At 46.1% G+C, this 23039-nt stretch carries 23 protein-coding genes; 13 read left to right on the plus strand and 10 right to left on the minus strand.

From position 1 onward, the window contains the following. Nucleotides 1-108 precede the first annotated feature (108 nt). Nucleotides 109-480 carry a hypothetical protein gene (locus tag L0660_RS17065; RefSeq protein ID WP_235160481.1) on the minus strand — a complete coding sequence of 124 codons (372 nt, stop codon included), beginning with the start codon at nt 478-480 and terminating at the stop codon, nt 109-111. Between the two features lie 171 nt (nt 481-651). On the opposite strand from L0660_RS17065, the gene L0660_RS17070 reads away from it, so the two are divergent. Next, nucleotides 652-1152 carry a hypothetical protein gene (locus L0660_RS17070; protein WP_235160482.1) on the plus strand — a complete coding sequence of 167 codons (501 nt, stop codon included), beginning with the start codon at nt 652-654 and terminating at the stop codon, nt 1150-1152. 8 nt (nt 1153-1160) lie between these two features. Here the strand turns inward: L0660_RS17070 and L0660_RS17075 are convergent, their stop codons facing one another. The 4 genes from L0660_RS17075 to L0660_RS17090 all read right to left on the minus strand — a co-directional run bounded on the left by L0660_RS17075 (nt 1161) and on the right by L0660_RS17090 (nt 8118). Continuing rightward, on the minus strand, nt 1161-3371 hold the full coding sequence (locus L0660_RS17075; protein ID WP_235160483.1) for a DUF2357 domain-containing protein: 2211 nt from the start codon (nt 3369-3371) through the stop codon (nt 1161-1163). A gap of 8 nt (nt 3372-3379) precedes the next feature. Further along, complete coding sequence (locus L0660_RS17080; RefSeq protein ID WP_235160484.1) at nt 3380-4975, minus strand: MrcB family domain-containing protein; 1596 nt, start codon at nt 4973-4975, stop codon at nt 3380-3382. Nucleotides 4976-5083: 108 nt separating this feature from the next. Continuing rightward, on the minus strand, nt 5084-5611 hold the full coding sequence (locus L0660_RS17085; RefSeq protein WP_235160485.1) for a DinB family protein: 528 nt from the start codon (nt 5609-5611) through the stop codon (nt 5084-5086). A gap of 2 nt (nt 5612-5613) precedes the next feature. Further along, nucleotides 5614-8118, minus strand: a complete 2505-nt coding sequence (locus L0660_RS17090) for a YfhO family protein (protein ID WP_235160486.1) — start codon at nt 8116-8118, stop codon at nt 5614-5616. A 216-nt stretch (nt 8119-8334) separates the two neighbouring features. On the opposite strand from L0660_RS17090, the gene pfkA reads away from it, so the two are divergent. Continuing rightward, nucleotides 8335-9309, plus strand: coding sequence for a 6-phosphofructokinase (gene pfkA, locus L0660_RS17095; protein ID WP_026628635.1), 975 nt, complete (start codon nt 8335-8337; stop codon nt 9307-9309). 13 nt (nt 9310-9322) lie between these two features. On the opposite strand, the gene L0660_RS17100 is transcribed toward pfkA, so the two are convergent. After that, the gene (locus L0660_RS17100; protein ID WP_235160487.1) at nt 9323-10096 is read right to left on the minus strand and encodes a YdcF family protein; all 774 of its coding nucleotides are present in this window, start codon (nt 10094-10096) and stop codon (nt 9323-9325) included. Nucleotides 10097-10203: 107 nt separating this feature from the next. Between L0660_RS17100 and L0660_RS17105 the strand changes: the two genes are divergently transcribed. Further along, nucleotides 10204-11607 (plus strand): TlpA family protein disulfide reductase, encoded by a 1404-nt coding sequence (locus L0660_RS17105; protein WP_235160488.1) that lies wholly within the window; start codon nt 10204-10206, stop codon nt 11605-11607. Here the strand turns inward: L0660_RS17105 and L0660_RS17110 are convergent. Further along, the gene (locus L0660_RS17110) at nt 11602-12702 is read right to left on the minus strand and encodes a lactonase family protein (protein ID WP_235160489.1); all 1101 of its coding nucleotides are present in this window, start codon (nt 12700-12702) and stop codon (nt 11602-11604) included. The genes L0660_RS17105 and L0660_RS17110 overlap by 6 nt on opposite strands. 108 nt (nt 12703-12810) lie before the next feature. Here L0660_RS17110 and L0660_RS17115 point away from each other — a divergent pair, with 108 nt between their 5' ends. From L0660_RS17115 to L0660_RS17160, 10 genes are all read left to right on the plus strand, one after another. Continuing rightward, nucleotides 12811-13149: a tRNA-binding protein gene (locus tag L0660_RS17115; RefSeq protein ID WP_235160490.1), complete on the plus strand. Its 339-nt coding sequence runs from the start codon at nt 12811-12813 to the stop codon at nt 13147-13149. Between the two features lie 350 nt (nt 13150-13499). Further along, entirely contained in the window at nt 13500-14372 is an 873-nt protein-coding gene (locus L0660_RS17120) for a hypothetical protein (RefSeq protein WP_235160491.1), read from the plus strand. A gap of 84 nt (nt 14373-14456) precedes the next feature. Then, nucleotides 14457-14669 carry a heavy-metal-associated domain-containing protein gene (locus tag L0660_RS17125; protein WP_409013421.1) on the plus strand — a complete coding sequence of 71 codons (213 nt, stop codon included), beginning with the start codon at nt 14457-14459 and terminating at the stop codon, nt 14667-14669. Between the two features lie 21 nt (nt 14670-14690). Further along, nucleotides 14691-15155 (plus strand): HYC_CC_PP family protein, encoded by a 465-nt coding sequence (locus L0660_RS17130; RefSeq protein WP_235160492.1) that lies wholly within the window; start codon nt 14691-14693, stop codon nt 15153-15155. Between the two features lie 87 nt (nt 15156-15242). Next, nucleotides 15243-17468, plus strand: coding sequence for a TonB-dependent receptor (locus L0660_RS17135; RefSeq protein WP_235160493.1), 2226 nt, complete (start codon nt 15243-15245; stop codon nt 17466-17468). Between the two features lie 11 nt (nt 17469-17479). Then, complete coding sequence (locus tag L0660_RS17140; protein ID WP_233797467.1) at nt 17480-18049, plus strand: helix-turn-helix transcriptional regulator; 570 nt, start codon at nt 17480-17482, stop codon at nt 18047-18049. 29 nt (nt 18050-18078) lie between these two features. After that, nucleotides 18079-18315 (plus strand): heavy metal-binding domain-containing protein, encoded by a 237-nt coding sequence (locus L0660_RS17145; RefSeq protein ID WP_235160494.1) that lies wholly within the window; start codon nt 18079-18081, stop codon nt 18313-18315. A gap of 20 nt (nt 18316-18335) precedes the next feature. Continuing rightward, nucleotides 18336-18677, plus strand: coding sequence for a heavy-metal-associated domain-containing protein (locus tag L0660_RS17150; RefSeq protein ID WP_233797469.1), 342 nt, complete (start codon nt 18336-18338; stop codon nt 18675-18677). Nucleotides 18678-18693: 16 nt separating this feature from the next. Further along, nucleotides 18694-20130, plus strand: a complete 1437-nt coding sequence (locus tag L0660_RS17155) for a hypothetical protein (protein WP_235160495.1) — start codon at nt 18694-18696, stop codon at nt 20128-20130. 87 nt (nt 20131-20217) lie between these two features. After that, entirely contained in the window at nt 20218-20961 is a 744-nt protein-coding gene (locus L0660_RS17160) for a class I SAM-dependent methyltransferase (protein ID WP_235160496.1), read from the plus strand. Nucleotides 20962-20991: 30 nt separating this feature from the next. On the opposite strand, the gene L0660_RS17165 is transcribed toward L0660_RS17160, so the two are convergent. Genes L0660_RS17165 through L0660_RS17175 form a run of 3 tightly spaced genes read right to left on the minus strand, consistent with a single transcriptional unit; the run spans nt 20992 to nt 23000 of the window. Further along, nucleotides 20992-21369, minus strand: a complete 378-nt coding sequence (locus L0660_RS17165; protein WP_235160497.1) for a type II toxin-antitoxin system VapC family toxin — start codon at nt 21367-21369, stop codon at nt 20992-20994. Beyond that, nucleotides 21354-21563, minus strand: a complete 210-nt coding sequence (locus L0660_RS17170; protein WP_235160498.1) for a hypothetical protein — start codon at nt 21561-21563, stop codon at nt 21354-21356. Before L0660_RS17170 ends, L0660_RS17165 begins: the two co-directional genes overlap by 16 nt. A gap of 45 nt (nt 21564-21608) precedes the next feature. Continuing rightward, nucleotides 21609-23000 carry an MBL fold metallo-hydrolase gene (locus L0660_RS17175; protein ID WP_235160499.1) on the minus strand — a complete coding sequence of 464 codons (1392 nt, stop codon included), beginning with the start codon at nt 22998-23000 and terminating at the stop codon, nt 21609-21611. Nucleotides 23001-23039 lie beyond the last annotated feature (39 nt).

The following is a 23039-nucleotide window of genomic DNA, read 5'->3' on the forward strand; positions in this document are numbered from 1 at the left end:
GCGCCGGGCCCGGGGGGGGCGGGCTGGGGGGGGTTGTGTTTTGTGCACCGCCCCCTTCGGCTCCGCTCAGGGTGACAGGGGTGGTGACTTATCTGGATCAATCCACCCTCAAATCACCTTCAACTCCGGGTCGTAGAACCCTTTCCAAACCTCAATCGTCTCTTCTAATGTTTCCGGTGGGGCGGCCAGGTAGGCTTTGATCTTGGCGAGATTTTCGGAATGGGCGTCTTTGGCGGTGTATTTGATGAGGTCGACGAGCAGGGCGTCGATTTTGGATGTGTCGTTGCGCCAGTTTTTACTGTATTTATTATACCATTCTTCATTTAAAAATACAACGCCCGAATAACGGTAAACGTCAGAAAACCCGAATGCATCGATCACAACCGGTTCTGTCGGCCATTCTTCATCCAGAGCCTTGTCGCTGAAACGCTCACGCCCGTCGCCCAGCAATGCAATAAATCGATATGTTTTTACTGTCATAAGTTTCTTATTTGATGTTTTTTTAAAGCGTCCCAAATTTGCACAATTACTGAACACCACCGAAAATATTATTCCCGACCGAAGAAGCCCGAAAGAATTGCTTGTCCAATTTTAGCCAAAAAGTGGGCATAAGGTGATAATGTGTCCGGAAAATGAACAGATATTTACATTATGATACGCATCTCAACACTCCCTCTCATTGAAACTACCGCGCAATTTGATGCAGCGACGCTTATTTTGCTTGTTGATGTCCTTTTTGTGGGGGATACGCCGCGGAAAATGCGAGAGCATATTAAGGCTAATCATGGTGGGTTTATTTATGATAAGAAAACATTCATTCCCATTACATTAACAGGCACGCCGGGAAGCCTAATTGCCAATGCCGGCACGCCTATTGTTTTCAAATTCGACCACGGTTTCCAGAATGACTATCACTTCAACGGCAACCTGGATGCTGCTATTTTTCACAAAAAACTATACGACATTTCGCATCTGGCCGGCGAGCCTTCGATTCAGTTTGTGAAAGAGGAAGATTTTATCATTGAGCGTTATTTATCCGGAGCACGTGAATATACCGAACCTGAAAAAGAGGCTAAACTCCTTGCGCCTGTTGCGAAAATGCCCGCTATCGGCCAGAAAGCGATGAAAGGTCTGACCCCGGTTAGGAAGTAACACAACCGTTACTTCACCAAAGCTTTCGTTAATTCAGAGAGACTTACCACGAAAGGAACGCTGGAAGCCCTGTTTGGTTTGTATCCGGTCAGTTTTGTAATATCCCATCTTTGGTTCTCGAATTCCGGTTCTACTTTCAAATCAATGCGATAAACGAGATAGAGTATTCCTTTTGGCTTGGGATAATTCTTTTTGATTAAATCTTCTTTTGAAAAAATCCTGGGGCCGGCATCTCTGAGCTTGCATAAGCGGGCCGAAATGGTTTCGCCGGGGCCGTGCAGGAGCAAATATTTTGCATTAGCCTGCTTTGCGCCGAGTGGCAGCGAGCCGCTGTCGGTGCCCGTCCTGAAATTGTAAAGCTTATTTTTCCTGATCCAGCTGAGCTGCTCGGCACTTTTATAAAAGCCAATGATCACGAATGTCTCGTCCGGAATAAGCCCGCGGTTTGCGCCAAGCGTTTCGGGCAAAGGTTCGGTGACAGTTTCTGTGCTTTGCGTTTTATGAATGTCATAATGATGGAAAGCCGCTTTTTCACGTTGCGATGCCCTGTTCAGGAAATGGCGCGTCACGTCTTTCAAAAAATTCCGCAACGCATTGATGCCATTATTAGTCCTGGATGGTCGCACCGCAAAAGCGCCCAGACCGGGAATTAGTTCGTTGAATCCTTTCCATTTGAACGGCTTCTCGCCATCACCCGGATATAGCACATAAGCACCGGCAGATCTGCGGATTGCATCTTTGTATGAATGCATTTTCAAAAGATCATCGCGCTTATATTCCGTGAAAGATTCGACGCGATATTTAGCATCGAAATGAATGTGAACGATCAACTCCTCTTTTTCGGCTTGTTCCTGGCTTATTCCAACCGGCCAAACCGTCAATGTAAAATCCGGTCGCATCCCGGCTGTCCAGCTGCCGGGATTAGGATAATCATTTTTGCCCGAGAATGACCTGTTATAGCTGAATTCTACATTTAATTTCCGGGAAGGGCCATTGAATATGCCCTGAACTGCGACGTGTTTTCCCTGTTTGAGCTGCAACCCCAGTCCGTCCGCAGTTGGCTTTATCAAGTCTTCAATGCTGGTAGGTGTAATTTCAAAAATCTCCCTTACCAGGTCCAGCAACTGGAAAAACAGCCAATACTCGTAAAGCGTGGCAACATCTTTTTTACCGGCTTCATACACATCGTCCCCACCGCGCCAAATCAGTTTCGCGGCCAGATCAAACATCAGCCAAACCCGCAAAACCTCTTTATAACCTGCTTTTCGCTGTAAAACCGGGCTGTTCAGCGAAAGCATAACAGGTTTACCGATGGCTGCAAAAAACGGATGCGTCGACAGCACATGCAGCTCATTTTCCAGCACAATGGCTTCTTCAAAAAGCCGGCTCCCGGCAATTGCATGTGTCCTAAAATCACTGACCAATGCTGAAAAAGTATTCAGCGCATGTTTCACAAAACGATTTTCCAGCGTATCCGCTGATTCAACTTTTGAAGTTGTGACGATGTGGATGGGAACAGAGCCAAGCCGCTTGTACAGCGAATGCGTTTCAGGAAGCCCTACCCGATTGCCCGGGGCTGACAGTTGCCGCAAGATTCCGCCGTTTAACTTTCCAATCCTTCTGATATCTACAACTTGCTCATAATCCGCCCACTTCAAAACCGGCACAGCGGTTATTTTATGGACTGCATTCAGGAAATCTTCGGATTGCAAAATTGATCTGATGAAAGCAAAACGCTGGTATAATGTCCGCGCATCCTGATGAAAATTCGTTGTAAAATTGTGGGTAACCGGCGAACGATATGCCAGCAGCAATTCCGTGCACTTTTCCGTAATGTCCTCCAACATTAACCTGTAATCCTGCCGGTAACTCGCCTTTTTCGAGCGGACTTCCAGTTTAATGTCCGCACATTTAAGCCTCGTTTTGGGTTCCAAAAGTTCCAGGGACGCGGTTCCTGTATAAATGTTGGGTGCCAGACGTCCCGCAGAAGCGCTTAATTTGGATGGAATAACAATTTCCGAAGCCTTTAAACTGTAACTGCCGGACAAGCTATATTCATAAAAATGCCCTTCTATCAACTGTATCTGCGCTTCGCCATTTTCCTGCGCCTCCAATAAATCAATGTAGAAGATGGTCTCAAGTCCATTGTCTTCACCCACGATTTTCAGCTCCACATGCTCACTACCCGCTTTGATGATGATTGTTAATCCGTTGTCCATCGCCTCCATTAAGCCTCAGCAAAGCTGGTGAACCCGTTGTCGACCAGGCTTCTGTACATTCTCTTGAGCTTTTCTAAGGTGACGGGATAATGCACTTCTTCCAGATCTGAGAATGGAATTTTAGCATTGAAATAGTCATCCATTTTGCCCCCGTCTTTCGCACATAATGTTCCTATTGCACGCAATACTGGCTCCAATCTCCTCCGGGAACCGTGCACTTTGGGCAATAATTTTTGAATGATGGCAGCGTCAATGATTTCGTTGACAGGCCAGTGCGGGGATATCTTACTGGCAATGGCTGCAAACCGTAAAATCTCCGCCGCACTGCGATATCCAAATTCCGCACCTGCATGCTGAAGCGACTCGAAGAATGACATAAATACATTAACAATGAACGACTTATGCTTGGATTCGGTCACATTCATCAGCGCGATCTCCATAAAATCGCCCGCCATAACCGCGCCGGAGCCTGCCAGGGTATCCAGGCTTAATGTGCAATCCAGACTCAGAAAATGTTCCATTTCCTCTTTGATCACCCGAAACTCAATTACATTGGCACGGTCCAAAACCTTGGGACTGAACATATAAGTGGTTTCATCAATGTTCACAGTGCCAATAATGAACAGGTTTTTTGGCAGCTTAATCTTCGCCGGAACGCCATCAAGCATGTCCGACTGCCCCGAATGCAGCCGAATGTGCTCGCCTGATTCCATAGCACTCAGAAAATCAGCAAAATAGCGCTCGACGTGACTCAGGTTCATTTCATCAAGAATGAGGAAATAAGGTTTTCTGGGATTTTTACCGGCCAGCAACAGGAGGTCCAGCACACCGCTGTCGGGCTTCACATATTTACCCTGTTCCAGCGCATTGGGATAACCCAGCAACGGCTCACGATTGGTCCAGTCTGCACCGACTGCCACCAGACAAATCTGATTTTCGCTTTCGCAAAGCCATTTGGAGAATGCCAGCGCCAGTTTTGTCTTTCCGGAGCCAGACAGTCCCGTCAGTATCACGAACGGTTTGGCCAGCAAAGACGTAATAAAGCGTAATGTAAAGTTGGGGTTAATGTGCAGGTTGCAGCTGGTAATGCTTTTTTGGAATGCCTTAAAATCGAATGCAACTTTCGTATTGATTTTCTTTTTTGTCGGAACAGGCTTTTGGCCAACGGCCTGCTTATAAATAAGGATGATCTCCGCCAGATCACTTTCAACTTCTGTCCTATCCAGTTTCGCAGGGTCGTAAACTTTAAACACCAGCGAAGCGCCGTAACGGGCGGGTTTGCCCAGATCTTTTTTCTTGAAATACGTGCTAATTTTCACCTGATCCGCCGATTTCCAGCTTATCGCGGGCGGAATGGTTTCGCTTAATCCGTAAGCGAGAATAAGGATATTTTGCTTTTTGTAGTAAAGATAAAATGGATAAATGCCGTTGGTGATCGTTTGCCCCTCTGCCAGAAAAGCGATCCAGGTAACCCGTGCCGGATTGCCTTTTCCAAAGCTTAGCTTGACTTTCAGCCCCTCGAATTGATCGGCGAAATGCGCAGTTTTAAGACTGTCAGTCTGCGACTGTTCCAGAAACCTGGAAAGTTCATTGAAGTAATCCATCAAATAGTGTGTTCAGAGGTCTTTAAAATTCATCCCCGTTGAGGGTTTAAAGATGCTGAATTTTTATTTCTATTCAATCAAAACTTACAACGAAAACTCTTTTTGCGCTTACAATTCTTGTCCCAGAGCCAGCTTAATATGCGCCAAATGATGCTGTAAATGCCAAACCGACATAGCCAGCGCCGCTTTTTGATTAATCCATATTTGCCGTATACTATGGAAATAAGCCTTTGATAAAACTTCCTCATCCAAGGCGGCGGCAAAAAAGACATAGCGCTGGTTTGTACCGTCCAGGATGTTGAGCGAATCCGCAATGGGCATTTGAAGCGAATCGGAAGTTGCTGCCCAGGCGTCCATATTTATTAGCGTGGGCGCATCATAATCCGGCTCGGTAACGGCCTTTTTCATCCGAAAGTAATGCAGGATGGCAATGTCACCCACATGGTGGATCAGCTGGCGAATGTTCCAGCTTCCTTCCCGGTAGGTTTTAGCCAGATCATCGTCTCCAAGGCCTTCTACCAATTTCCTATATTCAGACGCGCTGGTAGCAATGATTTGCAGAAACTGAGCGACGTCTTCTGTTGTATAATTTTCTTTCAGGACAAATGGCCCTATGGGATATTTGCGGTCTGTCATGGCTATGCGTTTTTCTTTTTTTTGGTTTGTACAAAAATGGCCCCGGCGATCAATGCTACCAATAATATCGAGCTAATTAGGTCAATTTTACTTCCAACAGCGACAGAAACGGGCTCGAAACTGAATTTGATCGTATGCTTTCCGGCAGGAACCCTTAACGCCCGCAGAATGTAATTTGCACGCAGCATATCGGCCGGTTTGTCATCGATAGTAACCTTCCATTCGTCACGGACATTGTAATATATCTCTGAAAATACAGCTAACCCGTCTGCTTTTGAGTTGCTTTCGTAGGTCAGTTCATTGGGCTTGTAGCTGGTCAGGACGATCTTATCCGTCGAGTCGGGCTGTAAAGTAAGGCCCGCGAGCTTGGCAGCGAATTTTTGGTCAAGAACTGCTTCGTCTTTTGGTTTTAATGAATCCAATGCGGCCATTTCTGCATCGGCATTGGGCACAACCTTATAACTTTTCACAAACCACGCATTGCCAAGAGCATCGGGGTTAGTTTGGGCCACTTTATTGCCCTGCTGATCCGGGAAAAGGATGTACTTGGTGTTCAACATATTAATAATGTTGGCATTAGGCTTTTGCGTAGCGAGTTGCCGCTCAAACAATTCCTGATAGCGACGCAGTTTTGCGCCGTGATAACCACCCAGTGATTTGTGGAAATACGAAGCGTCAGCGCTGTTGGTTGGTCCTTGCCGCGATGAAAGATCGTAAACACGGTAATTCGGATCCGGATCGCGCAAAATTTGCTCGTCAGCCGGAGATGGCGTGGTTACGCTCTGAGCCGCATAACTGCTCAGAAAGTCTTCATCATTCAGATATCTTTTGTCAATACCAAAAAGGTCGAAAATCACAAGGATCAACAATGTTCCGTAGAATAGGACGGGTTTTACCTTATCCTTCATCGCAAACCAAACCAGCCCGGCGGCCAGCAAAAGGAATATCAGGCTTCGGATGGCATCGTTTTTCATCAAGCTGGCACGATCCTGAACAATGGAATTCATGAATTGCTGGGCAAATGCCTTATCCTGCATCTGCGGCATCAGATATTGTTCAACATATTGCGGATCGCTTGCTGCCTGGAAATCGAAAAACACGCCCGGCATAAGCGCCAGAATAAGCGTAACACCCCCAGTTATGCCCAATGTCATGAGGAAAGATTTCTGAAATTCTTTCCATTCTACACGTTTTTGAACGATCTCGATCAACGCAAGCACGCCTAACAGCACCATTAAAAGCTGCGCCAGCGACACGACCATGGTCATCGCCCTGAACTTGTTGAACATAGGGAAATAGTCAAAAAACAGGTAATTGACCCCTGCAAAAGTTTTACCCAAAGCCCATATAATGTAGAGCAGGATAACGCCCCCAGCCCAGTATTTGATCGGATTTTTTACAATAAATAAACCTAAAACAAAAAGAAAGAAGACGATAATGCCAACATAGTTCGGCCCGCCCATAATCGGCTGATCGCCCCAGTAAAGCGGCATTTGCTGGATCACACTCAAAGCAGACGCAGGATCTACTCCTCTGGCAACTAATGTCTTATAGGATTCGGAACTGTTGGTAAGCGGGCCGTAGGATGTGCCGCCATAAGCGTTGGGAATAACCAGCGTCAGCAATTCGCCGAAGCCATAACTATATGTAAAAGCATATTGTTTGTCCAGGCCGTTCCCGTTTGCCTCGGCCGTTGCCGCACCGCCCGGCGTTGCCCGCGGCGTAAGCTCGGATTTTCCGCGGATGGTTTCTTTTGTATAATCAAATGCATTCCAAAGCCGTGTCGTATGCGTGCCCACAGCCACAACAGCGGCGAAAGCAAGACCAGCCAAAATCAATGTAAGATCTTTAACTAACCCCTTTTTGATATAGGAAACACTCTCTATAATAACCAATATAATGATCCCGATCCCAAGATAATAGGTGATCTGAACGTGGTTAGCGTAAAGCTCCAGGGATAGAAAAAGGCCTGTTAATGCGGCTCCCGCCAGCCAGTTTTTCCTGAAAGCCAGGATCACACCCGCCAGGACACCCGGCGCATACATGATCGCGATCACCTGAGAAACGTGCCCCGCTTCGAGATTAATAACATTGAATGCTGAAAAAGCGAAAGCTACGCCGCCGATTGCGGCCAGCCAGCTCCCGGCCCCCAGCACCAGAAAAAGAATATATGCACTCACCATGCCAATAAGGAAATAATTGGCTGGCGCGGGCAGAAGCCGGTTAATAGCCTGCCCGAGCTTGGTGGAAACGCTCGTGGGATAATCGGCGGCAACGAGGTAAGCAGGCATTCCTGAGAACATCCCGTTGGTCCAGCCAGACCATACGCCGGTTTGTTTTTTATAATCCAAAACTTCCCGTGCAGCTCCCTTGGCCTGGACATCATCCTGCGCAGTGAGTTTTTTGCCCTGTAAAACAGGAGAAACGTACGCGATGGAAAGAATCATAAATCCAACAACCGCTACGAGATGCGGCCAGGCACGCTGCCATGAAATCAAATTTTTCATTCGTTAATGCATATTAAATTTCTATTAACAGCCGCAAATATATAAGTAATGATATATGTTTGAGGTGTAAAATTCGAATCTTCATCCGGCATTTTTTTAACAGAATTCGGAATCAGGTCGTATATTTTAAGAAAATACCGGATAAATTTGCGGAAATTGTGCCTTTAAGATTTTAAAGGAGCTGAACAGAGAACGAAAGAAGTAACCCGAAATTAAATGAAAAGAATTGGAGTATTTACCTCAGGAGGAGATGCCCCGGGTATGAACGCCTGCATTAGGGCGGTGGTGCGCGGAGCTTGCTACCATGGGATCGAAGTTTATGGAATAAGACGAGGATATAGCGGAATGATTGCCGGTGATCTCTATAAAATGGAGTCCCACTCGGTTAGCAATATAGTACAAAGAGGAGGAACGATCCTCAAATCGGCGAGAAGCAAGGAGTTCATGACGCCGGAAGGACGGAAAACTGCATATGATAACCTTCAGGCAGCTGGCATTGAAGGACTGGTGGCGATCGGCGGAAACGGAACATTCACCGGTGCGATGATCTTTGGCAACGAATACGGCATTCCAACCGTGGGCGCGCCGGGAACGATCGACAACGACTTGTACGGAACCGACTATACGATTGGATTCGATACGGCTGTAAACACGGCATTGGACGCGATCGACAGGATACGCGACACAGCGAGCTCGCACGACCGGATATTTTTTATTGAAGTAATGGGCCGCGACTCAGGTTACATTGCCGTGCAGTCCGGAATTGCAGGCGGTGCGGAACTGGTAATGGTGCCGGAAGTTCTTACGCCGATCTCCGAAGTGGTCGAAACCTTAAAACAAGGTTGGAGCCGTTCCAAATCTTCTTCAATCATAATTGTTGCGGAAGGTGACGACGAAGGAAGCGCACAGGAAGTGGCAGAAAAGATCAAAGGCCAGGTGGATGAGAATGCGGATATCCGTGTAACCACATTGGGTCACACGCAACGCGGAGGTCCTCCATCTGCTTATGACCGTATTTTGGCGAGCCGTCTGGGCCTTGGCGCTCTGGAAGGTTTGATTGGCGGACAAAAGAATGTAATGGCGGGGATTATCAACAATGACCTGGTTTACACGCCTTTTGAAGATACAATCCGCCTTCCCAAGCCTATTAATGAAGATTTGTTGAGAATGGTAAAAATATTGAGTGTGTAACTGAGATGGCAGATCAGGTGTAACCCACCAATTTGTAAACAACATTCCCTATCCATTCATGCCAAAGCATGCTGAAAGCGGCGATCGCGCCGGGATCAGGGATCAGGAAATCCTGCAACCTCAGTTGATAATACACACCATAGAAGTCGGCCGGAAAAGTGGCAGCCTGAATGCCCACTTTATTAAAACATCCGGCCGACCGGCGCATATGGAATGCTGAGGTGATCAGCACATATTTACTGGAAGGAAATTTTTGTTTTAAAATTGAAGCTGAAAACTTCGCATTCTCGCGCGTATTTCGGGCCTTTTCTTCAAATATAATGTCTTCGGCCGGCACGCCCCATTTCACCATTAACCTGGCAGCAAGCCTGGTTTCCCCTTTTCCTAAGAATATCCGCTGATCCGAGCTTGTTCCGGTGATCAGGATTTTTTTGATTTTACCTGTCTTATAAAGCAGAAAGGTCTGCAAAACCCGGTCGCCCCGCTTCCCCAGAACGGGATGGTCCTCATCCGGGTGATTGGAATCCATCAAACCGCCCGAAAGTAAAACCCCTACATCATAGACTTCATGGATATCGCGCAAGTTAACCTGCCTGGGTTCCCACCAGTTCAGCGCGGCGTTGACCAGAAAAGTATTTGAGATGAGATACAGCACCACAAAAGCAGATATAGCAGCCGCTTTTCTTGCCTTGCGTCGGCTGGTAAACAAGCTGTAAAGCAGCAAAAAGAACACAATGCTCAGCGGCATTGCCACAAAATCTATTGCTTTGGACAGAAAATAGAACATTTGGATAAGATGCTGATAGAAGTTATCGTTTTGAAGTTAATTTTGTGGCCTGCGCAATATTTGATCCAGCCAAATATAACATTCATAAGCTAACAACTTTTACCTTGATGAAAAAATACAACCGCACTTTACTTCTTATCCTGGTGCTTTTTGCAGCTTCCCAAACGGCTTTTTCACAAGGCTATCGCATTCAGGCAACCATTAAAGGACTTGCGGATTCATCACTGGTAATCGGGCATTACAGCCGGAACAACACCACTTTCGTCCCAAAAGACACTGCGAAGGCTGATGCGACGGGAAAAGTAGTTTTTGAAGGAAAAACAGATCTTCCGGGAGGCTTATACGTTATCCTTTTCCCCGGTAACCGCAGCTGGGTGGAACTGGTGTATTCCGGAAAGGAGCCCAATTTCTCAATCGAAACGGATACAGTTGACGCCATTGGCAATATGAAGGTGACAGGTTCAGCGGAAAACGAGCTTTTTTATACTTATCAAAAGAAATTAAAGGCTGGCGCGCTGGAAATTGAAGCATTGAAGAAAAGCGGCAGCGCGGATGCAGGAACCAAGATAAGGGCTTTACAAGACAGCTTTAATGCATCTCGTTTAAAAATGCTGGCCGACAACGCAGACGCATTTACAGTAAAATTGCTTAAAATGTCTGCCGACCCGGAAATTCCTGCTGCACCGAAACTGGCGAGCGGCAAACCGGACTCTGTCTGGGTTTTTAATTATTACAAAGCACATTACTGGGACAATTTCGACTTCTCCGACGCCCGGATCATCAACACACCTTTCCTCGAACCAAAACTCGACCGCTATATCAAGAATCTGGTCGTTCAGAGACCGGATTCACTGATTAAGGATGCGGATATGCTGGCGAAAAAGGCATCGGCCAATAAGGATGTGAAGTCGCAGGTTGTTTTATACATTACCAACCAATACGAAAACCCCAAAACGGTTGGTACGGAGGCCGTTTGGGTGCATATGGCGCAGAAATACTATCTGTCCGGCGAAATGGGCACTTCCGAGGACGTCAAAAAACGCATTGCCGAAAAGGTAAATACATTGAAAGATCTGTTGGTCGATAAGACCTTCCCAGCGCTGACACTGACTGATCCGGCAGGCAAAAAGATCAGCGTTCAGGACCTGGACGCCAATTACAGCGTCATTTTCTTTTACTCGCCGACCTGCGGACACTGCAAGGAGGCCACCCCGAAACTGAAAGCTTTTTATGACAAGAATAAGGCCAAAGGGATCAAGATCATGACTGTTTCCACCGACCATAACATGGAAGAATGGAAGACATTCATCAAGACATTCCACCTGGAAGAAGTCCCGAACGGCTTTGACGCATTGAACCAGATCGATTTCATCAAGAAATTCGACGTGGTAACAACGCCGATGATCTATATTTTGGATAAAAATAAAAAGATCATCGCCCGCAAAATGCCAGTGGAACAACTGGAAGACTTTCTGAATTATTACCAGAACAAACTGGCGCGAAAGTTATAAGAAAGCCACGCAAATTGGCGCCTTCACGCCAATGCTCTCCTGCCGGAAACTGAACTTCCCGGTAGCAGCATCGACATCGTAAATTACCAGATTATCAGTAGATTGATTAGCAACGATCATAAACTTTCCGCTAGGATCAATGTTAAAATCACGCGGAATAGCGATTGACTTCGTCTGCTGATCCACCATTTCCAACGCACCATTAGCACCGATTTTAAATGCGCTGATGGAGTTGTGCCCACGATTGGACACATACACGAACTTGCCGTTAGGATGCAAATGGATAGCGGAGCTCGTGTTGGTAGGCCCTGAATAATCTGCCGGGATCGTCGGATACGTGTTAAGCGCTTTAATCACCCCATTTTTATCAATGGTGCACGAAGTGAGCGTTGCTTCCAGCTCATTCAGCAGGAAAAGTGATTTTCCCGAAGGATGAATGATCAAATGCCGCGGTCCTGCGCCTGGCTTGCCTGAGAAAAATGGCTGCGCCGGATTAGGTTTTAATGCTCCTTTGCTATTCGCCACGTAATTCATGATTTTGTCTGATCCCAGGTCCGTTACATACACATATTTCCCATCCGGCGAAGCGGTTGCAAAATGTGCGTGTGCTTTATCCTGACGTTTTTCGTTTGGGCCTGTTCCTGAATATTGTTCTTTAAGAACTGCCGCCGAAACCTTGCCATCAGGCTGCAAATCATAAGCGGAAAAGCTTCCACCTCCATAATTGGATACATAGGCGGCCTTACCGGAAGGATGCACCGAGACGTGGCAAGGACCAGCACCAGCCGATGATTCGCTGTTCAGGTAAGTCAGTTTTTTATCTCCTCCTATCGCAAAAGCAACAATTTTATCGCCCCCCACGGCATACAGATTTTTCTTATTAGGTGAAATCGCCACATAGCCGGGACCGACGCAATTATTGAATGTATCGATCACGGTAACCTGTCCCGTAGACATGTTCAACTCGCAAAGGGAAACAGAAGAATTCGCACCTTTGTCCGCAGTTCCGATATAGAATGCCACCGTTTTATCCTGGAATGAAATGCTTACCAAACCGGCCAGCAACAAGGCAAAGACTGTGAATAGCTTTTTCATAATTTTTTGATTTTGTAAAGGCAACTTGAAAGGGAAAGCAGCGCAAAAGGCATTTTTAATGTTATTTTGAATAATATAAAAACAGATTGCTTCACAAAAACGCAGCATATGGACACGATCACCTGGCAGGATTTTGAAAATGTAGACCTCAGGGCAGGAACCATTATTCAGGTTGATGATTTCCCAAAAGCACGGAAACCAGCATTCAAACTCAAAATCGACCTTGGTCCGGAGATCGGGATCAAAAACAGTTCGGCCCAGATCACCAAACGTTACACCAAAGAGCAGCTTCTCGGCAAGCAGGTTTTGTGCGTCACAAACTTTCCCGTCAAACAAATAGCAGACTTCAAATCCGAAGTCCTGACCACCGGCTTCATCCTCCCCGACGGCGAAGTAATCCTATCCAGCCCCGACTTCGATGTCCCGAATGGTACAAGGCTGGCATAAAAAAGATCAAAGAAATAAATCCCGGAGGGATGAAATATCGGTAGCAAGAGGCAATCGCAAACAATGTAAAATCCCGGAGGGATGAAACAAGATGCATGATGTTACATCCCTCCGGGATTTAAAACATTATCCGGGCGTTTCGTTGCTACCAATATTTCATCCCTCCGGGATTTAGAAATCATCCGGCGCATTTCGTGGCTACCAACATCTCATCCCTCCGGGATTGTTTCCGATTGCCATTTAATCATTCATCCCGGCCTTAGGAACATTGGATTGGCCGATCCGGATGCTATTTCACTTTCTTTACTAACCCAACATCTGCAAACGCATCGGTCATTTAAACCCGACTTATGCCCCGTTGTGCCAAAAAAGTTGCCGTATTAGTCCACGCTTGCGACAGATATCAGTTCCTATATAAAGGTTTTGAATATTTCTTTTCCAAATATTGGGACTTTGCTATTGAATGTAATTACTATTTCGCGACTGAGATTTTAACTGCCAATATTGACGGATTTCAGAACATTAAGTCCGGGGAAGGAGCTTGGTCAGACAGATTGGCCTGCTTGCTGACGACTGAGATAGAAGAGGATTATATTCTTTATTTTCAGGAAGATATGTGGCTGGACAAGAAGGTTGACAAAGCGTTTTTCAATGAGTTATTCGAGCTTGCACCGAGTAAGGACTGGAAACAGGTTAAACTTCACAGCGCAAAAATTTACCATACCGAAGCGACCGGACACTATATTCAAAACCTGAATGTGGCGAGGGTGGACAAGACCGTGTCGGATTACCTGATGTCGCATCAGGTCACGCTTTGGAACAGAGAATTCCTAATTAAACAACTTGGCAAAAACGAACATCCCTGGCGGAATGAACGACGGGCGACAAAGCGGTTAAGAAGTGATCCCAACCCTATTTTTCACATTGATTATTTTGCGGAGAACGGCTCCGCTGAAATAAACAGAAACAAGCCTCAGGCGGAGAGAAGTCGCTACTATACCGTTTCTATCAATGGCATACTGAATGCCCACATCGAAAGTTTCGCCTGTGAGCTGATGCAAGGCAACGTAGTGGAGAAGGTTTATGCAAAACGGCTTTTATTCAACTTTGCCAATCAATTGACTCATGACGGGCAACCCAAGCCCAGAAAAGTGGATTTTTTCAAAAAAATCAAATTATGGCTCAAACGGCAGGCCATTTTTGCAAAACCAAAAACTCTGTAATTCATTTTTGTAATTCTGTAACAACTTCGGAGCGGGTTGGGGCGATATTTGCAGGACAAAATTTGAAAAACACTGAATTGATTGATGATGGAAACGCTGAAATTTAAGACTAATATAAAATGCGGGGCTTGCGTGGCGACGGTTACGCCTTTTTTGAATGAGGATAATGCGGTTGAAAACTGGAATGTGGATTTACAAAGCCCCGAGCGGATTTTGAAGGTTGAAACTAGCAAAACTCCCCAGGAAATCGCCGAACTCATGAAAAAGGCGGGTTATAATGCAGAAGAAATAGCCTGATAATTAATATCTTTGAGTTATATGAAAAGCAACTTACACCGATCGATCACTGTTTTCATGGCCTTCCTGGTCCTGATGAGCAGTACGGGATTTGCCTTTATCGAGCATCAGTGCTTGGTCCGGGGCAAGTCGGTGCAGGTTGTGAAGGAGCTCAAAACGGATTCTTCCGTGAGTATGGCCGGCTCTTCCTGCTGCGCCAAAAGCAAAAAATTAAAAGAAGCAAAAGGAATATTTTTCAAAAAAACCGATTGCTGTAAGGAAAGCCAGAAGTTCGAAAAGCTGCAAGTCACCACTTCCACAACTCACGAGCTGGCGAAATTGCTGAAATCCTGGAACGGAGAGCCGTTATTTCTAGTACAAACCGGCTTTTTATCCATCATTGAACAGGAAACAGGCGCCAATGCGCCACCCATTCCTGATATATCCTTCTCCTCCCGGTTGCATGGGAAAAGTATGCGCTATGCAATCCAGTCCCTGCTGATTTGATACATTGATTTCAATAGTTTACGTGCCAAAATTCGCCTCGCGAAGGACCGCACCGCTTTTCTTTTGTTTCAATGAATTAAATAAACCATGCTTAAATATCTGACGGGAGGATTCTTCTTTCTTGTTTCTTCCGCGCTATTCGCGCAACGTATAACCGGCTCAGTCAATGAGCAGGTGCCCGGCAGCAAAGCGCTCAAACCCATTGCGGGAGCAAATGTTTACTGGTCCGGAACAACCCAGGCCACGGCGACGGACACCATCGGCCAGTTCAATATTCCGCGATCGGCGCAGTCCAACTTACTGGTGATCAGTTTCGTTGGATTCCGGAATGATACGGTTAAAATAGGCGCAGAAAACGATTTGCAGGTGGTTTTGCAAAGCGACCAGACCTTGAATGAGGTTGTGGTTCGTGGCAACACGTCAACGATCGACAGGCTTTCGCCACACCAAACCGAAATCATAACCACCCGTGCCCTGGCCAAAGCGGCTTGCTGTAATTTGTCCGAAAGTTTTGAAACCAATGCTTCGGTTTCTGTTTCCTATGCCGACGCTGTTACCGGCTCCAAGCAAATCCAGATGCTGGGATTGAACGGAACCTACATTCAGACCAACATTGAAAACATTCCTTCTATCCGTGGGCTGGCTTCCACTTTCGGGCTCAATTTTGTGCCGGGAACCTGGATTCAGTCGATTGATGTGGGTAAAGGCGCGGGTTCTGTTGTGAATGGTTATGAATCCATGACGGGCCAGATCAATGTTGAAATGCAGAAACCGGACAGCCGCGAAAAGCTTTATTTAAACACTTATCTCAATAACTTCGGTCGCGCGGAAGTGAACCTGAACCTGGCAACACAACTAAACGAAAAGTGGAGCACGGGACTGCTGACGCACGCCAGCACATTGCGCAATCGGGTGGATAATAATAAGGACGGATTCCTGGATATGCCGCTTTATACACAATATAATGTGGTAAACCGCTGGAAATATCAGAGCGAAAAAGTGATGGCGCAGTTCGGTGTAAAAGCTTTGCATGAAGATCGTTTGGGTGGCCAGAATGGCTTTAAAAAAGAGATGAAAGGCTCCGGTAATGTTTACGGTTTTGGCGCCAAAGTGAACCGTTACGAGTTCTTTTCCAAAATCGCACGATTGTTTCCCGATAAGCCTTACAAAGGATTGGGTTTCATTATGAATGCCTCTCTGCATGATTCCAAGTCATTTTTTGGAATGAATAATTATGACGGAACACAAAAAACGCTGTACGGAAACCTGATCTATCAGTCGATCATTGGCAACACCAATCATTCTTATAAAACCGGTCTGAGTTATCTGCTGGATAACTACAACGAACTTTACAAGGACATCCGGCTAGCCAGAAACGAGTCGGTTCCAGGGGCATTTTTCGAGTATACTTACAATAATCTGGATAAGTTTGTCCTCGTTGCGGGCGGCCGAGTCGATTTCCATAACCTTTACGGCACGCAATGGACGCCGCGCATGCATTTGAAATACAACCTGACGGACCAAACCACGCTTCGGGCCTCGGCAGGAAAAGGGTTCAGGGTTGCCAATCCGCTGGCAGAATATTACGGTAACCTGGTGAGTTCGCGCACGGTACAATTCCGCGAAAGCATTCGTCCCGAAGTTTCCTGGAATTACGGCGCAAGTGTTACGCAGGAGTTCAAGATGGGTAATATGAGCGGGAATTTTATCATGGATTTTTATAGGACAAACTTTGAAAACCAGCTTGTAGCCGATATGGAAGATCCGCGTTACATCCGGTTTTATAATCTGGAAGGCGATGCTTACGCCAATAGTTTCCAGGCAGAGGCGAACTTGACACCCATTAAACGCCTGGAATTCAAGCTTGCTTACCGGCTTTTTGATGTAAAACAAACCATTCGGAATGTATACGACGAAAATGTGTTGCTGCCGAGAATGATGGTAAGCCGCGATCGGGTGCTTTTCAATGCCGGATATGCGCTGCCTTATGACAAATGGAAGTTTGATGCAACTATGCAATGGAATGGAAAACGGCGGATCCCGTACATGGGCCACGTTGACGAGCACCACGTTCCCGACAACCTGACATCGACAATGTCGCCGTCATTTTACAACTTCAATGCACAGGTTACGCGTACATTTCCCAAATGGGACATTTACCTTGGCGGAGAAAACCTGGCCAATTTCCGTCAGAAAAACCCGATTATGGGCGCTAATGATCCCTTCGGACAGAATTTTGACGCGGGAATGGCCTGGGGGCCTGTGGTAGGACGAATGATTTATGCGGGAATACGTTATAAAATAGTGAGATAATTGAGCGCGTTATGAAACTGCATATAAAAAACATGGTTTGTGATCGTTGCAAACGGGTAGTCCGGGAAGATCTGGAAAATCTGGGCATTGCATTGCAATCCGTTGAGCTGGGCGAAGTTGAAACCGCCACGGACATTGATAATCAACTGCTTACTAAGGTAAAATCCACATTAGAAGCGAGCGGATTTGAATTACTCGACGACCGCAGGCTGGCCATTGTGGAGCACATTAAGACCTTGATCATTGAGGAAGTGCAATTTTTAAAAGGTCATAAACCTGAACAGCAGAACTTTTCGGATTATTTGTCTGAAAAAATCGGTTACGAATATTCTTATCTGAGCAACCTTTTTTCCTCCGAAACCGGGCAGACCATTGAACAATACATTATCGCCCAGAAAACGGAAAAAGTGAAAGAATGGCTTTCTTATAATGAGCTGACATTGAGCGAAATGGCGTGGCGATTGTCATATAGCAGCCCGGCGCACTTAAGTAATCAGTTCAAAAAGGTGACCGGGATGACGCCCGGAGCGTTCAAGAAAAGTACTTTGGGGAGAATCACGCTGGACAAAGTAGGACATTAGAACAAACATTAAATAAACCTTCAATGATCATGAAAAATATCCTTTTTGCCTCGCTATTGTTCCTTTTTACCGCTTGCGGAGGAAACAACGAAAAGACCGGGAAAGCAGAAACTGAGGCAATGGCCACAGCTGAGAAAAAATACGCATGCCCTATGCAATGCGAGGGAGAAAAAACCTACGCAGAAGCTGGAAAATGTCCGGTTTGCAAAATGGACTTACAAGAAGTAGCGATGGCAGAAACAGATTCTGCGGAACACAATCATTGATCACTAAAACATTCAAAATCATGAAAACTACCATTCTATCCTTATTAATAGCACTTTTTGCCAATATTACATTGGCTCAGGCCGACGGCGACAAGCAGATCAAGATCAAGACTTCTGCGATCTGTGAAATGTGTAAAGAACGCATCGAGCGCAATCTGGGGCTTTCCAAAGGAGTAAAAGAGTCCAATCTGGACCTGAAAGACAAAGTGGTTACGGTGAAATACAACCCGAATAAAACCACCCCGGAAGCCATTAAAGCGACCATTATCAACACGGGTTATGACGCCGATACGCAGGTTGCAAACCAAAAAGCACACGATAAACTGCCAAGCTGCTGCCGGAAAACAGCTGCTGCACATTAATCAAAACCACTTCGTCATGAGCAATAACAAATTGAAAATGCTGGCAATAGCCGGCATAATGGGCACCGCCTTCCCTGTGCTCGCGCAGCACGAGCATCATCAGGAGTCCAAAAAAGATTCAGCGCAGCATGCCGGGCATGATAGGAAGGGCATGGATCGCAAAACCATGAAGCACGACACTGTGGATCACAGTAAGATGGATCACAGCAAAATGGATCACGGCAATATGCAGCATGACTCCGGGCATATGACGCACAGTTTTTCCCTCAGTCTTCCTATGACGCGGAATGGCTCGGGAACAGGCTGGCAACCCGATGCAACCCCGATGTACGCTTATATGAAGCACTCGGATAAGTGGAATTACATGTTGCATGGAAGTGTCTTTCTCCGCTACACGGCTCAGAATTTCAATAATGATGGCTTAAAAGGGTCAAAATCGAAGGTTAGCGTACCAAACTGGTTCATGGGCATGGCGCAACGGCAGGTTGGCAAGAATGGCCTGCTAAATATCCGCGCGATGGTGTCGCTGGACAGGTTGTTTGACGGAGGTGGCGGTTATCCGCTTTTATTTCAATCCGGTGAGACCTGGAAAGGCGAGCCGCTGATCGACAAGCAACATCCGCACGACCTTATTTCCGAACTTTCCGTTGCTTACACCCAAAGGCTGAATGAAAACATTGACCTGACGCTTTACGCGGGCTATCCGGGCGAACCAGCATTGGGGCCAACCGCATTTATGCACAGAATGTCGGCTTTCAATAATCCTGATGCCGTTTTGGGGCACCACTGGCAGGATGCAACGCACATTACATTTGGAGTTGTTACGGCAGGAATCCGGCTCTGGAAATTCAAGCTGGAAGGCTCGTCCTTCACCGGTCGTGAGCCGAATGAGAACCGGTTTGACTTCGATAAGCCACGTTTTGATTCGTACAGTTACCGGTTAATGTTTAATCCTTCCGCAAACTGGGCCATGCAGGTGAGCAGGGGTTTTATCAAAAATCCTGAACCATTGCACGGCGGTGAAAACGTGGACCGGACAACGGCTTCGGTGCAGCATTCGACTAATTTGAGTGGAAAAAACAGATGGATTTCTACTTCCGCGGTTTGGGGGTTGAATGAAGCTGGCGGTCATCATAAGGAGCATGCTATTTTGCTGGAATCGAATCTGCAACTGGACAAATGGGCTGTTTATGGTCGTTATGAACGGGTTGAGAAGAACATTAGTGAACTGGGGATCACCAGATATGATGACATTGGAAAAGAGAAATTTCCAGTTTCCCTGTTTTCACTTGGAATTAACCGCCAGATTGCTTCCTTCCAAAATACCATTTTACAAGCAGGAGCACAAATGGGAATTTACTCCATTGAAAATTCGCTGAAATCCGTTTACGGCAACACGCCGCTGTCCGGACAAGTTTACCTGCGTATAACGCCAGGCCTCATGCGTATGTAATGTTCCGCGCTATCTATATTTTAGAAAGCTGTCAGTCATCCTGGCAGCTTTTCGTAGTTTTGCGCTTCAAAATTAAAGAACGCTCCCGTGGCTTGGTATCACAATTATTTCAAAGGACTTCCGCAACGCGCCTGGAAACTGCATCAGGATGAAGAATACACCGATTATGAAGTCGATTTTTTGCGGGATGTGCTTGAAATAACGAAAGGAAGCAAGGTTCTGGACATGCTAGCGGGTTACGGACGTCATGCTGTTCCCTTGGCTGAGGAAGGTTGCGCAATGACGTGCGTTGACATTTCCAGTGAATATTGCGATGAATTGAAGGCCGTGGCCAAAAAGCAAAAACTGCCTTTGACGGTTATTTGTGACGATGTGCTGCAATGTGATATTGAGGCAAATGCATTTGATGCAGCTTATTGCATTGGAAATAGTTTCAGTTTCTTCCCAAGGGCTGAAATGCAGCAATTTATTTCAAAAATGGCAAACGCAGTCATATCCGGCGGCCACATTGCCATTCACACCGAAAATCTCGCAGAAAGCATTCTGCCCAACTTCCAGACTCGTAACTGGATGCCCGTGAAAGAAGACATTATCTATCTGGCCGAAAACGATTACCGGCCCGAAGAGGGTTATATAGCCGCCGAGCAAACATTTATCTCCGGTTCCGAAAAAGTAACGCACACAGTCCGTCAACACATTTTCACCCTATCAGAAATCATCTACATGTTCGAAACCGCCGGTTTACAAGTCGTAGGAACATTCGGAAACCTGGAAGCCGATCCATTCACATTAGGCGACGAACAGCTATATCTGGTTGCCAGGAAGCTTTGAGGGGAATTCGCTTAGGACAAAGCTGAGCGATTAAAGCTTTTTCGGATTAATTACTTTCAACTTTGTTATATGCTCAAAGTCCTTCTCGTTATCGGTAACGAGTGTTAGGTTATTGGCAATTGCAGTCGCTGCAATAATTGCATCAGGAGTTTTGATTTTCCTGCTTTTGCGAATACTTACGCAGATTGCTACAACTTCGGGAGTAATGTTGAAAATTAAACTGTCATTTATAAAATCACTAATCTGACTGCTTTTCAATGTTTTCCAAGAAAGGAGTTCGATTTGACTTATTACCGACAAGTTGGGAGTCGCATTGATGACGTCATCCATGAAATCGATGCCCGGTTGCGTCAGCATCGCTGATAAATAGTGTGAGACTGCGTTCGTATCAATTAAATATTGCTCCATTCATTACGCATTTGACTGATATGGCGGGTAAGGTCCTGGCTCTCTTCTTTGGAAAGAATGCCCTTGTATTTTTCAGATAATTTAGGCTTTGGGACGTCGGTATTATCGTGCAACTTAATGATTTCCATTGCTTCCAGATCCCTCAGCAACTGCAAAGCCCGCTTATGCGTCAACTCAACGATCATTGTTTCCATAGTGCATCATTTTTGATCATAATATACAAATAACCTGCATCAAATTTAAACCCCTTGCAAAACGGGTAGGTTTGTCTTTTCTACTGCGCCGAAGCCTCCTTCGATGTTGATGACGTGGTCGATGCCGCGTGATTTTAGGATGGAGGCGGCTATCACGGAGCGGTAACCTCCTGCGCAATGTATGTACAGCGTTTTGTTCTTGGGAAATTCAGCCATGAGTTCGTTAATGTAGTCTAACGGCAGATTTTTGGCCCCGTTAATGTGCCCGGCTTCGAATTCAGCTGGCTTTCGCACATCGATCACTTCGGGACTTTCTTCATGATACACCTTTTCAAAAGCATTAGCAGAAACATTTTCAACAGAATCAACCTCTTTTCCAGCCTGGACCCAGGTCTCAAAACCACCATTTAAAAATCCGATGGTGTGATCATAACCAACTCTTGCCAGGCGTGTTACCACTTCCTCTTCCATTCCCGGCTCCGTTACAATCAATAAATTCTGATTCAAATCCGGAATTAATGCGCCTACCCACGGAGCAAAACCGCCCTGAATACCAATGTTGATAGAATTTGGAATAAATCCTTTGGAGAAATCCTCCGGCTTCCGCGTATCCAGAATGAGCGCACCCGTGTTATTAGCCTTAGCCTCAAACGCTTCCGCAGATAATGCCTGATCACCGCGTTCGAGCACGTCGTCAATGCTTTCGTAGCCGTCCCGGTTCATTTTTACATTCTCAGGGAAATACTTCGGAGGTTCGGGCAAACCTGCGGTCACTTCTGCGACGAACTCCTCTTTGGTCATATCCGCCCTTAATGCATAATTGAACCGCTTTTGGTTGCCTAACGTGTCGGAAGTTTCCTTGCTCATATTCTTTCCACAAGCGGAACCTGCACCATGTGCGGGATAAACGATGATGTCGTCAGGCAAGGTCATGATCTTAGTTCGCAGACTTTCAAACAGCATTCCCGCAAGGTCGTCCATATTCAGGTCACCCTTTTGCGCAAGATCCGGACGTCCGACATCGCCGATAAACAATGTATCGCCACTGAAAAGCGCAGTTGGTTTTTGATTTTCATCGAACAGCAGATAACTCGTCGATTCCAGCGTGTGACCCGGCGTATGCAATGCCTTGATAGTAATGTCACCTAATTTAAACTCTTCATTATCAACGGCGATGTGTGCCTTAAATGCAGGATTTGCATTTGGTCCGTAAACAATTTCCGCTCCCGTCTTTTCAGCCAAATCCAGATGTCCCGAAACGAAATCGGCATGAAAATGGGTCTCAAATACATACTTGATTTTCGCACCGATTTTATTGGCCTTTTGAATGTAAGGCTCCACTTCGCGCAAAGGGTCAATAACCGCCGCTTCGCCGTTTGAAACAATAAAATAAGCACCCTGAGCCAGGCATCCGGTATATATCTGTTCTATTTTCATGAAGGATAATTTCAGTTTATCGATACGAAGTTAACCAAA

The organism is Dyadobacter sp. CY351 (assembly GCF_021502625.1).
Classification (GTDB): Bacteria; Bacteroidota; Bacteroidia; order Cytophagales; family Spirosomataceae; genus Dyadobacter; species Dyadobacter chenhuakuii.